General features: G+C 62.0%; 12 protein-coding genes. 6 read left to right on the plus strand and 6 right to left on the minus strand.

The window, feature by feature from the left end:
- Positions 1 to 82: 82 nt before the first annotated feature.
- Entirely contained in the window at positions 83 to 1,375 is a 1,293-nt protein-coding gene (locus BLW03_RS08455; protein ID WP_074653349.1) for a glycoside hydrolase family 18 protein, read from the minus strand.
- Positions 1,376 to 1,493: 118 nt separating this feature from the next.
- On the opposite strand from BLW03_RS08455, the gene BLW03_RS08460 reads away from it, so the two are divergent.
- The gene (locus BLW03_RS08460; protein WP_074655874.1) at positions 1,494 to 3,377 is read left to right on the plus strand and encodes an amidase; all 1,884 of its coding nucleotides are present in this window, start codon (positions 1,494 to 1,496) and stop codon (positions 3,375 to 3,377) included.
- Between the two features lie 16 nt (positions 3,378 to 3,393).
- Positions 3,394 to 3,924: a DinB family protein gene (locus BLW03_RS08465; RefSeq protein ID WP_074653351.1), complete on the plus strand. Its 531-nt coding sequence runs from the start codon at positions 3,394 to 3,396 to the stop codon at positions 3,922 to 3,924.
- 347 nt (positions 3,925 to 4,271) lie between these two features.
- Here BLW03_RS08465 and BLW03_RS08470 read toward each other — a convergent pair whose 3' ends face one another.
- The 3 genes from BLW03_RS08470 to BLW03_RS08480 are packed head-to-tail and all read right to left on the minus strand — an operon-like array spanning position 4,272 to position 6,735.
- On the minus strand, positions 4,272 to 5,591 hold the full coding sequence (locus BLW03_RS08470; protein ID WP_074653352.1) for an MFS transporter: 1,320 nt from the start codon (positions 5,589 to 5,591) through the stop codon (positions 4,272 to 4,274).
- A 59-nt stretch (positions 5,592 to 5,650) separates the two neighbouring features.
- On the minus strand, positions 5,651 to 6,358 hold the full coding sequence (locus tag BLW03_RS08475) for an LrgB family protein (protein WP_074653354.1): 708 nt from the start codon (positions 6,356 to 6,358) through the stop codon (positions 5,651 to 5,653).
- Positions 6,355 to 6,735: a CidA/LrgA family protein gene (locus tag BLW03_RS08480; RefSeq protein WP_083350411.1), complete on the minus strand. Its 381-nt coding sequence runs from the start codon at positions 6,733 to 6,735 to the stop codon at positions 6,355 to 6,357. Before BLW03_RS08480 ends, BLW03_RS08475 begins: the two co-directional genes overlap by 4 nt.
- 44 nt (positions 6,736 to 6,779) lie before the next feature.
- Between BLW03_RS08480 and BLW03_RS08485 the strand changes: the two genes are divergently transcribed.
- The 4 genes from BLW03_RS08485 (at position 6,780) to BLW03_RS08500 (ending at position 9,742) form a co-directional block, all read left to right on the plus strand.
- Positions 6,780 to 7,556 carry an ATP-binding cassette domain-containing protein gene (locus BLW03_RS08485; RefSeq protein WP_139285146.1) on the plus strand — a complete coding sequence of 259 codons (777 nt, stop codon included), beginning with the start codon at positions 6,780 to 6,782 and terminating at the stop codon, positions 7,554 to 7,556.
- A gap of 181 nt (positions 7,557 to 7,737) precedes the next feature.
- Positions 7,738 to 8,526 (plus strand): sulfite exporter TauE/SafE family protein, encoded by a 789-nt coding sequence (locus BLW03_RS08490; RefSeq protein WP_074653357.1) that lies wholly within the window; start codon positions 7,738 to 7,740, stop codon positions 8,524 to 8,526.
- Positions 8,527 to 8,546: 20 nt separating this feature from the next.
- Complete coding sequence (locus BLW03_RS08495) at positions 8,547 to 8,981, plus strand: DUF971 domain-containing protein (protein WP_074653358.1); 435 nt, start codon at positions 8,547 to 8,549, stop codon at positions 8,979 to 8,981.
- Positions 8,978 to 9,742 carry a DUF3050 domain-containing protein gene (locus BLW03_RS08500; protein ID WP_074653360.1) on the plus strand — a complete coding sequence of 255 codons (765 nt, stop codon included), beginning with the start codon at positions 8,978 to 8,980 and terminating at the stop codon, positions 9,740 to 9,742. Before BLW03_RS08495 ends, BLW03_RS08500 begins: the two co-directional genes overlap by 4 nt.
- Before the next feature lie 200 nt (positions 9,743 to 9,942).
- On the opposite strand, the gene BLW03_RS08505 is transcribed toward BLW03_RS08500, so the two are convergent.
- A complete protein-coding gene (locus BLW03_RS08505; RefSeq protein WP_074653362.1) occupies positions 9,943 to 10,707 on the minus strand; it encodes a hypothetical protein in 765 nt (254 codons plus the stop codon).
- 29 nt (positions 10,708 to 10,736) lie between these two features.
- Complete coding sequence (locus BLW03_RS08510; RefSeq protein WP_074653363.1) at positions 10,737 to 12,092, minus strand: MFS transporter; 1,356 nt, start codon at positions 12,090 to 12,092, stop codon at positions 10,737 to 10,739.
- Between the last annotated feature and the right edge of the window lie 46 nt (positions 12,093 to 12,138).

A 12,138-nucleotide genomic window follows, 5' to 3' on the forward strand; every position in this document is an offset into this window, starting at 1 on the left:
GTGTGGCCGCGCCGCACTGGTATCCGGGCTGCAGGTGACTGGGAGATGCGGACCTCCCAGGGACATCGTCGACTAAGAAGGCTTACTGCGATCCAGAGCTTTCATGACTGGCGATAGCGGGTCGCGTTGTTAACGCGCGCAGCAACTGCGCATCGTTCGTGTCGCCGCTCAGCTCCCAGATCATCATGCCGCCCAGCTTATGCTGGCGCGCGTACGCTGCCTTTGCCTGCAGCGAAATCGAATCTTCAAAGGTTAGGAAGTTATCACCGTCGTAAATCCACGGCGCCTGCGATGCCGGATCGCGATAGAGCTCTGCGTCCTCATTCAGCATGAGCGCCGCGGCAGTCGTCTGGTTTAGATTGCCGCGCACCGGGTCGCCCTTGCTCAGGAAACCGTGATTGGCGCCCTCCGGAACGTTGTGCCACTGGTAGGCATAGAAGGGCAATCCGATGAGAAGTTGCCGGGAAGGCACGCCTGCCGCCAGGTACGCCTCAATGACAGACGCAACCGTCTCTGCCTTTGGATCGTTCGCGCGCAGTGGCGCGACGAAACCGGTATCGTGCGACCACGGTCCTTGGAAGTCATAGGTCATCACACCCACCTGGTCGACACTCTTCGCGACACGTGCCCAGTTGATGGGATCAATCGCCTTATGCGATGCGCCGCTGGCGATGGAGAGGGTGAAACCTCGCTGTTCGGTTCCTGAGCGAATGCTGGCGCTCTTCCACCGGACGGCGTCCATCTGTTTCCGGAACTCTGCCATCAGTCCGTAAAAATTGTCCGCGTTCTCTGCCGTGGGATACTCCCAGTCGACGTCGATGCCGTCGAAAAGCTGCGCTGCTTCGATGCCGGGCGCGATATGGCCTTCAAGGAAACGTGCAACGCAGGAGTGGACGAAGGCGACACGGTTCTGCGGCTTCGCAGCCTCTTCAAACAGGCTCTTCTGGCCTTCGATCGAGACGAGGACGCGCAGTTTCGGATACATGCGCCGCAGCAGCTGCAACTGGTGAAAGTTGCCACGCAGTGGCGCATCCGGCGCGTCGGCGTTGCCATCCACGGAATCCTCTGCCTTATAAGGTGCATTGGTGTCCGCCAGCGGATCCGCCACGATGCACGCGTTGTCCTTGATATTGACCTGCGCATAATCCAACTGCGTCAGCGACTTGATGGCACCACTCTTGATCAGATCCAGCGGCACATAACGCCGGTTGTAGATGCCCCATTGCGGGAAGTAACCGACGATCTCCTCCGCAGATGGGGACCGTGTGGCGTGCAGCTTTGTGGGCGCAGGATCTGCCGTCCTGCCCTGCGCGAACGCGGAGACAGAGACGCAGAGCGCGAGTACGGACGAGAGAATTTGGCGAGGACGATTCATGTGTTGAAGGTTTAGACGCTGGTAAGGCCCTCCGAGACCCGGTTCATCCGGGCGCGGCAGCAGATTGCGTACGGTTTCTATGCTGTTTCCGGTCGATCTCCGCGATAAAGTGAAACGCATGATGGACAGGCGTGATTTTCTTGAGCGGTGCGCAGCCGCGGGCCTTGGCAGCACCATGCTGCCGGGTGCGCTCGCTGCACTGGCAGTCAACTCGGTGGTAGCGCAAACGAGCACGGGCAGCACAAAGGCGGAACCGCCTGCAATCACGGCCTTTCCGCCCATCACCGTCGAGATGCTGGACGCTGCCGCCGTCATCGCCGGCCTCACTCTGACGGCCGAACAAAAAGCGATGATGCTGGACGGGGTACGCGAACAGCGCGCGGGCCTGCAGGCTATCCGCGACCTGCACCTGCCGAACTCCGTTGCGCCCGCCATGGTCTTTCATCCGCTGCCACAGGGCTACCAGATGCCCGCCGCCCCAGACGTGCATCGTCCCGCAAAACGGCACGACGCCGTGCCCATCATCCCGGGCGAAGAGAAGCTCGCCTTCGCCTCCATCCCCGAACTGGGAGGGCTGTTGCGTTCGCGCAAGATGACCTGCCTGGAGATGACACGGTTCTTCCTCGCGCGCACACAGGCTCTTGATGCGAAGCTGCATCTCCTGGTCACGCCGACGACCGAACGCGCACTCGCACAGGCCGCCCAGGTGGATAAAGACATTGCCGCAGGCAGGTATCGCAGTGGCCTGCACGGCATTCCGTGGGGCGCGAAAGATCTGCTGAGCGTGAAGGGCTATCGCACCACCTGGGGCGCGGCCGGTATGGAGACACAACAGTTCGACGAAGACGCAACCGTCGTGCAGCGGCTGGATGCGGCCGGCGCCATCCTTATCAGCAAACTGACACTGGGCGCGCTGGCTCAGGGTGATGTATGGTTCGGAGGCAGAACACGCAACCCGTGGAATACAAAGCAGGGATCGAGCGGCTCTTCCGCGGGACCGGCCTCGGCGGTGAGCGCGGGCTGCTGTGCCTTCGCGATTGGGTCTGAGACGCTTGGCTCCATCTCGTCACCCAGCACGCGTTGCGGCGTGACCGGTCTGCGCCCCACCTTCGGCTTCGTGCCGCGCACCGGTGCCATGGCCTTGAGCTGGAGCATGGACAAGCTCGGCCCCATCGCACGCAGCGTGGAAGACGCAGCCATGGTGATGGCCGCGATTCACGGCAGCGATGGCGTCGATACCAGCTGTATCCCTGCGACCTTCGAGATCTCCTCGAAAGACCTGTCGTCACTGCGCGTGGGCTATCTTGAGAGCGCCTTCAACGAACCCGTGCTGCGCACCCCTGACGCCAATGCCGAGAAGCCGGAGACCGAGGCGCAAAAGCGCGAGTCAGCTCAGCAGCGCCAGCAGGCCTTCGAACGGCAACGTTACGACAATCGCTACGACCGCGCCACGCTCGACGTCCTGCGCAGCATGGGCATCCAGCTGATCTCGGTAAGGCTGCCGGATCTTCCTTTCAGCTCCATCAGCAAGGTGCTGAGCGTCGAGGCTGCAGCCGCCTTCGACGAGATCACCCGCAACGGCCGCGTGAACCTGCTGACAGCGCAGAGTGCGAACGACTGGCCCAACCAGTTCCGCACCGCGCGCATGTACAGCGGCGTGGACTACGTGCAGGCCATGCGGGCCCGCACAGTACTCATCGCGCAGATGGCAGAGCTCTTCCGCACCGTCGACATCATCGTCACGCCCAGCGGTGGACCGCAGCTAACGGCAACCAACCTCAGCGGACATCCTGCGGTCATCATCCCGAACGGTCTGCGCGGCAACGATGCTCCGTTACCGCAGGACACCACGGACGGCGGCCGCATGAACGCTGGCGGGCCGGGTACACCGGTCAGCATCACCTTTCTGGGCAAGCTCTATGACGACGCCACGGTACTGGCCTTCGCGCAGCGCTACCAGGAGAAGACGGGGTTCCACAAACTGCATCCGCAGGTAGGATGAGAGCTCAGGAGACACAATGAAGATTGGTGTGGGAGTTATGGTTCTGCTGGCAGCCTCGGCTGCCTCGATGACTGTGCAGGCTCAGGATGCAGTGAACCCGGTGGTCTCAAGTGCGAACGAAATCGTCGTTCGGCAGTCGGCCTACATCATCACCGCTGCAGAGCAGATGCCCGCGGACAAGTACGGCTATCGCCCGACGCCGGATCAGTGGACTTACGGCAAGATCGTCGCGCACGTTACGCAGGCGAACTTCGGTGTCTGCGGCATGCTCACCGGCGACAGCGCCGGCAAAGGGCCCGCCGTTGCCGAGACCGACCCGAAGGAAAAGCTGGTCGCAGTCCTGAAGCAGTCCTTCGATACCTGCAAGACGGCGATGGACGGTCTGAAAGATGCGAGCCTCGGCGGCACCATCACCTACTTCGGTGGAGCCAAGAAGCCACGCGCACGCGCCCTGGTGGAACTGACCGACGACCTCGAGGACCACTACTCACAGATGGCCAGCTATCTGCGCCTGAACAGTATGGTCCCGCCCTCGGCGAAAAAGTAAGAGCCTAAGCTTCAAACAGCTCCAGCAACATGAATGCCCGCGACGGCAAAGGCGAACGCAGTCTTTGCTGCCGCGGGCATTTGTTGCTACCAGGCAAATCCAAAACGCAGAGTTCTTTGCATTCGGAGGGGAATGGCTTCTGGCGTACCACGCGACGCCCTAATGCGCATACTTCTATGCTCTCCGGGGGCATGGCTTCAGCCATGCCATTTCACCAGGCCCAACGATGGGCTTTAGCCCCTGAAGGATTTCGCCTCAGCGGCTAAAGCCGGATTATCTGGTAGTCCTTTGTACGGCAAGGCTAAAGCCATGCCCCTCCGAAAACAGCCGCCCAGCCATAGCGAGACTTACCCCAGGCCTTCCACAGGCGCTTCGATGGCAACAGCCGCAGCAAGATCGTCCGCACTCGTCTCGCGGATTGCGAGAAGACCGCAGATGGTAAGTACGGCTGCGGCGCTGAGGTAGTACCCCACATACTGCAACCCATACACCGTCGCCAGCTTCGTTGCGATGTAAGGCGTCAGCGATGCGCCCAGGATACCGGCCACGCTGAACGCCAGCGAACTACCGGTGTAGCGCACAGGCGTCGGGAACAGCTCTGAAAGGACCGTGCCCAGCGGGCCATACGTCAGCCCCATCAGGGAAAGGCCTACGATCAGCATCGCCAGCGCTCCACTGTGCCCAGCCTGAAACATCTTTGCAAAGAACAGACCGAAGACGGCGATGCCAAGGCTGATCGCAATCATCACTGGCTTGCGTCCACGCTCCGCGAGCACTGCCGCGGCAGGGATAGTCAAGGCAAAGAAGATCACGCCGACAAGCTGCATCTGCAGGAAGGTTGACTTGGGATAGTGCAGGGCCGTGGTCGCCCATGTGAGCGTGAAGACGATCATCAGGTAGAACAACACGAACGTCGCCAGGCAGGTGAGCGTGCCCGCAACGAGCGCTCCGAAGTGATGCCGAATGACCGTAAAGATCGGCACCTTCACTGGTTCTTTGCGTTCCAGCGAAGCGGCAAAGACCGGTGTCTCCGTAATCGTCAGCCGCACATACAGCCCCAGCAGCACGAGCACACCGCTGGCCAGGAACGGCAGACGCCAGCCAAAGCTGAGGAACTGCGCAGGCGTCAGCAGGTTCGAAAGCAGCAGAAAGATCGCGCTCGAAAAGAAGAATCCGATGGGCGCGCCAAGCTGCGGGAACATGCCATACCAGGCGCGCTTGCCTGGCGGCGCATTCTCCGTCGCCAGCAGCACCGCGCCACCCCACTCACCCCCCAGGCCGATGCCCTGGCCGAAGCGGCATAGCGCCAGCAACAGCGGAGCGGCAACGCCCACCGCCTTGTAAGTGGGCAGCACACCGACCGCAAACGTCGAAAGACCCATGGTCGACAGGGCCAGCACCAGCGTCGTCTTCCGTCCGATGCGATCGCCAAAATGGCCGAACAATGCCGATCCGATGGGTCTCGCGATGAACGCAATGGCGAAGGTCGCCAACGACTGCAGCGTCGCGGCTGTTGCATCGCCCGCCGGAAAGAACAGCAGCGGGAAGACGATCACAGCGGCCGTCGCATAGATGTAGAAGTCAAAGAACTCGACGGTCGTTCCGACGAGGCTGGCAAAGAGCACCTGGCGCGGCGTGTTCCGCGGCTTATCGCTTGGGGTAGGCATGAATACTTGATGATGCGTTGCCGGATAGGTCGCAGGCAAGTCCCAACTGGGTCGCGAACCTAACGATGTGCCATCAGCTTCACCAGCAAGGGCGCGAGCGCAGCCGTCAGCAGGCCGTTAACGCCGATGGCAACGCCCGCAAACGCCGCCGGAATTGGCCCCAGCGGAATCACGCTGGCCGCAGCGATGCCGCTCCCCGCGGTCCCCGCCGCCAGCCCCGTTGCTGCCGGATGATTCACCCGCAGCAGCCGCAGTACGCCCGGCAGGATCACTGCGACAAGAATGCCGGCAGTAATGCCGAAGACCGCAGACAGCGCAGGAACGCCACCGAGACTCTCCGACACACCCATCGCAATCGGCGTTGTCAGAGACTTCGGCAACATGGAAAGCGCAAGCTGTTGCGTGCCGCCGCACAGCCGCACCAACAGGAAAGCACTCACCGCACCCGTCACACTACCTGCCACCAGCGCCAGCAGCGTCGGCCACAGCCCACGCCGCAGATGTTCCAACGACAACACCATCGGAATCGCGAGCGCCACCGTTGCCGGGCCGAGCAGAAAATGCAGTAACTGCACGCCAGCAAAGTATTGCGCGTAGGGCATCCGCGCTGCCCACAGAAACAGCCCTACCAGCACGATGGCAATCAACGTGGGGTTCGCAATCGCAACGCGCGTGCGCCGTTGCAGCCAGGCACCTGCAAGATAAAAACCAATCGTGATGGTCAGCAGAAACAGCGACTCTGACCGCAGCGCGACAAGGCCGTTCATCGCGGCTCTCCAACATCTATCGTGACGCGTTCACCGCGCTTCAAGAGCCCCTGCATCACCAGCGCGGTCACCGCAATGGTCAGCAGAGTCGATACCACCAGCGCAACGGCAATGGGCAACCATGCGGTTCGCAACAAGCCAAGGTTCGCTACAACACCGGTACCCGCCGGCACAAATAACAACCCAAGCCACCGCAGCAGTCCATTGGACGTCCTGACCAGCGCCTCCTCGGGCTCGGGTCTGCGCAGCAGCAGCACCAACGCCAGCAGCGCCATGCCCAGCACCGGCCCCGGTAGCGGCAAATGCAGCACACGGTGCAGCGCCTCACCCACCAGTTGCGCCAGCAGCAGGATGCCAAAGCTTCGCAGCACTTCCATGCATGCCAGACTACGCGACCGGCCGCGATGATAGCATCCGGCTTGTGCCCGAACCGCTCCTCATCGCCGAAGGTCTTTCCAAGGTCTACGGCAGCTCACGTGTGGTCAGCGATGTGACGCTTTCCATCGCGCGCGGCGAGATCCTCGGCCTCGTCGGCGAGAGTGGCAGCGGCAAAAGCACCGTCGCCCGCATGCTGCTACGCCTCATCGAGCCGACCAGCGGCACCGTCCACTTCGACGGCTTCGACATCCTTGATGCCAACCGATCTCAGATGAAAGCCATGCGTCGCCGCATGGGCGTGGTCTTTCAGGATCCCTTCGCCGCACTCGATCCACGCATGCGCGTCCGCGACATCCTCGCGGAACCATTTGCGATCCACGGCGACGGAGGACTGCGGGGAGAAGCCATGCAGGCCAGGCTCACAGCCATGCTGCAGGAAGTCGGACTCGACACGACAGCGCTCGAACGCTATCCGCATGAGTTCAGCGGAGGGCAGAGGCAGCGCATCAACATCGCCCGCGCCCTCGCTTTATCACCAGACTTCCTTGTGCTGGACGAGCCGGTCAGCGCGCTCGATGTCTCCGTCGGCGCACAGGTCATCAACCTGCTCCGTGATCTGCAGCGCACGCGCGGCCTCACCTGTCTGTTCATCTCGCACTCCATGCCGCTGGTGCGATACCTTTGCGACCGCGTCGCCGTCATGCAGCGCGGGTGCCTCGTCGAAGTCGGCGATGCCGTCACCATCTGCGAACATCCCCGCGAGGCCTACACCCAGGCGCTCATCGCCGCCACACCAGAGTTCGCCCTGCCCGCCCGCTAAGAACCCCTGTAACTCAATCGGTTCCCGGAAGCTTAGGCTTTTGTTTTCGGAGGGGCGTGGCTTTAGCCATGCCATTTCATCTCGCGAAAAGGAACCGGCTTTAGCCGCTGAGGGATTTTCTCCCGAAAGCGGAAGCCCTTCTCCCGGAAAGCTCGCCCAACATCGCCGGTAGAATGAAGGGATGGCCGTTTCCCTGCTCGCGCACGCTCATTACGCCTGGCTGGTAACAGCCTCGCTGCTTGCGGGCGCGGTCAACGCAGTCGCCAGCGGCGGATCATTCATCTCATTCCCCGCGATGCTGGCGATGGGGGTTGCTCCCGTGCAGGCCAACGCGACCAATACCGTGGCGATCTGGCCCGGCCAGTTGACCAGCGTCTTCGCTCTGCGGGGCGACCTGCGCAAAGACCTGCTGACCGTCGCAGTCCTTTGCGCCATATCAGGCGGCATCGGCGGAGCGGAGATCCTGCTGCACACGCCGCAGTCCATGTTCCTGCACATCCTGCCGTGGATGATTCTTGCAGCGACAGTGCTCTTTCTCTTTGCAGGACGCATCTCCGCTTGGCTGAAACGCGGCGCATCGCACGCCCACAAAGACCGGCCCATCTCGATGATCGCCCTGACTGCGATGCTGCTGCCGGTATGCCTCTATGTCGGCTACTTCGGCGCGGGTGGTGGCCTGCTCATCATGGCCGCACTCGGCGTGCTGGGCGTGGAGGCCATGCATGAACTGAACAGCATGAAGGTGCTGGTGGCGTGCATCGCAAACCTGTCTGCAGTGGTGACGTTCGTCGTATCGAACTCGGTGGCGTGGCACTACTGCCTCATCGCGATGGTCTTTGCAGGTCTCGGCGGCTACGTCGGCGCACACTATGCACGTCGCCTGCCCGCCGCTGCCATGCGGGCCATGGTCATCGCTGTCGGCTTCGCTGTATCCGGTTGGTTTTTCTGGGTAGCGCATACGCGCACCTAACGCATTAGGAGATTGGAAGCATGAGTCACGAAGGCATACGCATGATCAGCCGCGAGGAGAGCGAGCTCGTCGCAAAGACCGAGCAGCCTCTGCCGGCTGCAGCGATCACGCCCGCGAAGGTGAAGATCGCCATCACGGAGGGCACCGGCGTCACCATCCTCTGGAAGGACGGCCATGAATCGCACTGGACCTTCCCCTATCTGCGCGATGCCTGCCCCTGCGCCACCTGCCACGAAGAGCGCGAGCAGACAGGCCGCGCCCTGGGCGAGCCGAAGCCGAAGACCACGCAGTTGCTCCAGCTCTACACGCCACCCGCGAAGCCCAACTCCGCAGAGGCGATCGGCCGCTACGCCATCAAGTTCAAGTGGGCTGACGGGCATGAGAGCGGCATCTACTCGTGGGACTTTCTGCGGCGGCTGGATGAAGGCGCTCTGCCGGTGAAGGTGGCGCGATGAACACACCACTGCACGCACTCGAAGAGAAGCTGAAGCCGCTCTACGCACGGCTCGCAACGCATCCGCTCTACGCTTCGTTCCGCACCATCGAAGATCTGCGCGCCTTCATGGAAGCTCACGTCTTCGCCGTATGGGACTTCATGTCGTTGCTGAAGGCATTGCAGCGCGGCCTGACGTGCGTGGAGGTACCGTGGCTGCCAGGAGCCATGCCCGAAAGCCGTCGCCTGGTCAACGAGATCGTCCTTGGCGAAGAGAGTGACATCTACCAGGGCCAGCACCTCAGTCACTTCGAACTCTACCGGCTCGCCATGCAGCAGTGCGGCGCTTCCACCGTCGCGATTGATCGCCTGCTCTTCGCACTGCGCGATGGAGCGGACATGCATGAAGCCGTCCGCGGCAGCCATGCACCGGACGAAGCCAAGCACTTCGTTGGCGACACCTTCCACATCCTCGGCCAGGGCAAGCTGCACGCCATCGGCGCAGCCTTCACCTTCGGCCGCGAAGACCTGATTCCGGAGATGTTCAAGAGCTTTGTGCGAGATCTGAATCGCGACGTCGCCGGACAGCTTGAGACCTTTATCTGGTATCTCGAACGCCACATCGAAGTTGATGGCGAAGAGCACGGACCAATGGCACTCCGCATGATCGCGGAGCTGTGCGGCGACGACGCGACGAAATGGGCCGAGGCTGAAGAGGCCGCGATCTTCGCACTCGAATCCCGGCTGCGGCTATGGGACGGCATTGCCGCCCGCATCGCGTAATCGTTTCGGGTGCCGGGGCGATGCCCGTCTGCCTGGGTGCATCATTCTTTCGCGGCTTTCTCGCGAAGGGGTGGGTATCGTGCGAGGCACCAACCAAAAGCGTAGAGACGGAAAGATGGTCGCGCTTTGCGCGATACCCCTCCCTTTGCTGGGCAAAGAATGGGGCGCCCGAGACGGAAGGGGCACCCGGCGCGGTAGCCTTATTCGACGGTGACGGCCTTGTCCTTCACGAAGGTCATGGTTACCGGCTTGCCATCGTTGTCATACACAACGGTACGATTCCCCGGCGCGCCCGGCCCCGGTTTGCTCACCTGACCCAACGCAAGCTGCGCCTGCATCTCGCTCATGCCCTTCTCCGCCCGATGCTCGTCGATCGCCTTCCAGCGCGCTTCGCCCCAGTGCTTGTACAGCGTGTGCGGATCGTCGTAAAAGAAGCACTCGTCCAGATAAAAGGTGTAGAACTTGCCATCCTTGAAGCCGACCGGCGTGCCCCACAGCTTGCCGGGATCGCTCGGCCGATGGAAGAGCAGGAACACCTGTCCGTCACCCTTGGGCACACGGCTAAACGCACTTGCAGGCGCCTTGCCCTCGATGAAATTCACCACATCGATGGGTTCCGCGCCCAGCAGTAGCGGGCCGGGATGCGCGTAATCCATATGCGTCGGTGTTGCCGGATAGGCGTTGAGCTGACCCGCAGCGTACACCCACATGCGTTTGCCATTCAGCTCTTTCGCATCCTTCACGTCGGTCTGGTGAAGGTGACGCGGCATGATCATCTGGTCGTCGGTATAACTTGGCGCGGCTGCGGCCGCAGCGGGCTTATCCGCTTCCACGCGCTCACGGTGGATGAGGTAGATGCGCACCGCAACTGCGATGAGCGCAAGAACCGTAAAGGCGAAGAGCAGGTTGCGAACGCCGTTGCCTTTGGTCTCTGGAACGTCGCTGGAGTGCTGATCATTGAGCATGCGTGAATCCTCGTCAAGCAGGATAACTGTTAGTCGATGGGTTCGCTCGAGGCATAGGCCGTGTTGGCAGCCAGCAGTGCCTCGGCATCGAGCGAGTCCACCTTGCGCAGACGCGGGAAGAACACGCTCCAAAGCCCCGTGACCACGAGTGAACCGATACCACCGAAGACCACCGCGCGTACCGCTCCAAGCCAGCGAGCCGTCAATCCGCTCTCAAACTCGCCGAACTCGTTGGATGCGCCGAGGAAGAGCCAGTTGATGGCAGAGACACGGCCACGCATTTCCGGCGGTGTGCCCAGTTGGAGAATCGTCTGCCGGATGATGACGGAGATGTTATCGCTGGCCCCAATGAAGAACAGCGCCACCAGCGAGAGCGGCAGTGACTTCGACAGGCCGAAGACGATGGTCGCCACGCCAAAGATGCCGACAGCAACGAGCATCAGCTTGCCGGCATGATGCCTGATGGGTCGCCGCGCCAGCGTGATGGAAGTGCACAGAGCACCGATGGCCGGCGCTCCACGCAGAATGCCAAGACCGCGCGGCCCGGCGTGCAGGATGTCCTGCGCAAAGATGGGCATCAACGAAACCGCACCACCCAGCAGCACGGCAAACATATCCAGTGAGATGGATCCCAGCAGCAGCTTCGCCCTGCCGACGTAGCGAGCCCCATCCATCATGGTCTGGAAGCTGAAGCCCTTCTTTTCCGTCGTCTCCTTCCGGGGACGCAGCGTGCTCACCAGGATCGAGAAGACCGCCATCGTGATCAGCGTGAGCGCGTATACGATGGGCGAGCCGGTCCAGCGTTCCATGCGGCCATGGAACTGAATGGCGAAAAGCAACCCGCCAATGGCCGGCCCCGTGATATTCGCCACCTGAAAGATTGCCGAGCCCCAGGTCATGGCGTTGACGAACGCGCCCTTGGGAACCAGTTGCGGCTGGATCGCAGAACTGGCAGGGCCTGAGAATGCCCGGCCCGCACCAATACAGAAGAGGATCGCGTAGATCCACAGCACACGCCGCGTTCCCACCAGCGAAAGATAGAGCAGCAGCGCGGTGCAGAATGCCTGCAGAACATAGCAGGACACGATGATGGTCTTGCGGTCGTAGCGATCCGCCGCATGACCTGCTGGCAGCACGAAGAAGATGCCGGGAAGGAAGAGTGCGAGGCCGGTATAGCCGAGGAAGAGCGCCGAGTGCGTGATCTGGTAAATCTGCCAAGCAACCGCGACAGACTGCGCCTCTGCACCAACGATGACCAGCAACCGCGCCATCTGGTAGCGGCGGAAGTTGCGCGAAGAAAATGCCGCGCCTTCCTTGCCGTCAGAGTCGAGCGGACGCCTGGGTCTTCGTGGGGAACTGTCGCTGGATTGTGCGGCGTTGGGCATCCGTCCATCTATGGTGACACAGGGCGATGAGCCACGTGTGACCTAC

The organism is Terriglobus roseus, from assembly GCF_900105625.1.
Classification (GTDB): domain Bacteria; phylum Acidobacteriota; class Terriglobia; order Terriglobales; family Acidobacteriaceae; genus Terriglobus; species Terriglobus roseus_B.